The following is a 2939-nucleotide window of genomic DNA, read 5'->3' as shown; positions in this document are numbered from 1 at the left end:
GTCGAGGATTACGGCCTTGGCTTTGGGATCGCGATCCAGCCAGGCGCGCGCGACCACGCTCATGACGAAGCCGGTGCCGCCGGTGACGAGCAAGGTCATGGGAACTCCTTTGAAAATACGGGTTCAGCGCGTCGCATAGCCGCCGTCCACGAGCATGTCGGATCCGGTGACGAAGGATGCGTCGGAGGAAAGCAGGAAGGCCGCCGCCGCGGCGATCTCGTCGGGCTCGGCGATGCGGCCGAGCAGATGGGCAGGGCCGAGGCCGACATTGGCGGCTTCGAAGTCGGCAAACCGGCGCAGCAGGCGGGTCGTCGCCACGGCACCCGGCGACAGGCTGTTGACGCGGATCTTGTCGGGCGCGTGGTCGACGGCCATCGCCTTGGCGAGATGGATCAGCCCGGCCTTGGCGGCGCAATAGGCGACCGCCCTGGTGGTGGCGACGCGCCCGAATTGCGAGCCGATGAAGACGACCGAGCCGCCGCCGCTGGCCGCGATCAGCGGCACGGCGAACTTGCTCATCAGGAAGGCGCCGGTCAGGCCGACATCGATCTCGTGCCGCCAGGCGCTTTCGTCGAGATCGACGACGGTGGCGCTGGTCGAAGGCGCCGCGGCGTTGTGCACCAGCCCGTCGAGCCGGCCGAATTTTTTCGCGGCAAAGTCGACGGCCGATCTGGCGGAGTCGATGTTCGTTACATCGCACTGGCAAGCGAGCGCGGAAGGCCCGAGCACTTCGGTAAGTTTTGTCGCCGGCTCCAGATCATAGTCGGCGCAGACGACCTTTGCGCCTTCGGCAACACAGCGCCGGGCAATTGCCGCGCCGATGCCGCTGGCAGCGCCGGCGATCAGGATGACATTGTCTTGCAGGCGGTTCTTGACTGGATCCGTCATCAGACCTGCTCCTCTATGGCCTGCATGGTCGCCATGGTGACTGGACGGCGCAACAGATTGTAGCAGGCGGCGAGCGTCACCAGCACGGCGCCGCCGCCGAGCAGCAGGAACATCGCCGGCGCGCCCATATGCTGCATCAGGCCGGCGGAAATGCCGGGCGTCGCGACATTGCCGATCGAATAGAGCAGGAGCAGCGTGCCGGAAGCGCCGACCATGTGCCGGCTGTGCAATTGCGAGGCGCCGAACGCCATCGCCACGGGATATACGGTGAGCGCCGTGCAGCCATAGACGAAGAACAGGACGAAGAGCAGCGGCACCGAAGAGTTGCCGAGCCAAGCGATCGCGGCGCAGAGCGTTACCGATAGGATGCCTTGTACAAGCAATATGATGCGCCGTTCGAACCGGTCCGACAGCCAGCCGACGGGGGTTTGCGCCAACATGCCAGCGATGCTGATGGTTGTGACCAGCCCGACCGTCGTCGCCGCCGACAGGCCGATCTGGGTGCCGTAGATCGGCGTCAGCACGAAGATGTTCATGTTGGTGATGCCGCCCTGGAAGATGGCCACGACCGTCACCGGCGCCAGCCGGAACAGCGCCAGCGGGCCAAGCCGCTTGACCGGTCTCGCTGAACCCGCATGCCCCGGATCGGTTGCAGGCAGCGCCGGCCAACGTCCGCCAACGAATTTGGAGACCAGCGCCAGAAGCACCGTTACGGCCGCGACCGGAAAAAGATGCGGCGATTGCGGGCCGACCAAGCCGACAAGGAACTGCCCGAGCAGCACCGCGATCGCCGTCGTCAGCATGTAGAGCGAGAACAAGGCGCCGCGATTGTGCTGCTCGGCGTAGAGGTTGATCCAGCTTTCGCAGACGACGAAGAGCGACGCCATCGCCATGCCACCGAGCAGGCGGAAACAGATCCAGCTCGGCAGGAAATCGGTGAACACGAAGCCGGACGCCGCCAGCAGCGCCAGCACCAGGATCACCACAAAAGTGCGCTCATGGCCGTATTGCGCGACCGCCGGGCGGGTGACCAGGCATCCGACGAGGAAGCCCACGGGATACGCGGTCAGCACGATCTGCACGACCTGAGGAGAAATGCCGGGCTTGCCGAGATGCAGCGACACGGCGGTGGTCAACATGGCGCTGCCGATGCAGGCCAGGCAGACGCCGACCATGATCGGCAGCATGGCGCGGGAGCGCTCTGCATTGTGCCAAAGCCTCATCGCGGATTGAGCGATCGACCTCATGGATGCGGCTGCGGCGGCTCCCCTGGCGTGACCGTTGACCGACGGCAGCCCGAGCAGAAGCTACACTTTGCCGTGGTTGCCACAAACGAAGATTGACGCGGCTATGGCTTAAATTTTTTTGGCCATCGCTGTGAAGGAAAGCGGCATCTCGGCTTTGCTGCGGGCTTTACAGTGGTTTTGCACCCTCCTTACCATAGGCAAAGGCCAGAATCCGAGAAACAGCGGAAGGGAACGATATGACGATCGAACGCCTGGAGAACGGACAGCGCTTCTGCCGGGTGCTGCGCTACAACGGCACCGTCTATGTGGCTGGCCTGACGGCGGATGATCTGTCCGGCGATACCACAAGCCAGACCAAGCAGATTCTCGCCAAGATCGATGCGCTTCTGGCCAAGGCCGGCAGTGACAAGTCGAAGCTCTTGAGCGCGCAGATTTGGCTCTGCGACATTGCCGATTTCGAGTTGATGAATGCCGCCTGGGACGCCTGGATCGACAGGAGCGCCATGCCGGTGCGCGCCACAGTGGAAGCGCGGCTTGCCGGCGACCAATACCGCGTCGAGATCATGGTGACGGCGGCCGTCGGCTGAGCGGACCGGTGAGGGTGCGCCAATGCATGAGCTGGTGATCAAAGGTGGGCGCGTGGCGCTCGACGATGGCTGGGCCGAGTGCGACATCGGCGTTGACGACGGCCGCATCGCCGCGATTGACAAGGGCCTATCCGGCCAGAAGTCGATCGACGCCGGCGGCCGCTGGGTGATGCCCGGCGGCATCGATACGCATTGCCATCTCGACCAGCCCGTCTGG

General features: G+C 64.5%; 3 protein-coding genes and 1 pseudogene. 2 read left to right on the top strand and 2 right to left on the bottom strand.

All coding sequences use genetic code 11. The features are described from left to right. Positions 1 to 123: 123 nt before the first annotated feature. Positions 124 to 888, bottom strand: a complete 765-nt coding sequence (locus tag EOA27_RS30045) for an SDR family oxidoreductase (RefSeq protein WP_126082254.1) — start codon at positions 886 to 888, stop codon at positions 124 to 126. Beyond that, entirely contained in the window at positions 888 to 2135 is a 1248-nt protein-coding gene (locus EOA27_RS30040) for an MFS transporter (protein ID WP_126082255.1), read from the bottom strand. The genes EOA27_RS30045 and EOA27_RS30040 overlap by 1 nt, the downstream gene beginning before the upstream one ends. A gap of 236 nt (positions 2136 to 2371) precedes the next feature. Here EOA27_RS30040 and EOA27_RS30035 point away from each other — a divergent pair, with 236 nt between their 5' ends. Continuing rightward, positions 2372 to 2722, top strand: a complete 351-nt coding sequence (locus tag EOA27_RS30035; RefSeq protein ID WP_126082256.1) for a RidA family protein — start codon at positions 2372 to 2374, stop codon at positions 2720 to 2722. 22 nt (positions 2723 to 2744) lie between these two features. Continuing rightward, positions 2745 to 2939: pseudogene (locus EOA27_RS30030) on the top strand (dihydropyrimidinase); the annotation flags it as partial.

The organism is Mesorhizobium sp. M2A.F.Ca.ET.037.01.1.1 (genome assembly GCF_003998075.1).
GTDB lineage: Bacteria > Pseudomonadota > Alphaproteobacteria > Rhizobiales > Rhizobiaceae > Mesorhizobium.
This window is presented reverse-complemented; position numbering and strand designations above follow the sequence as displayed.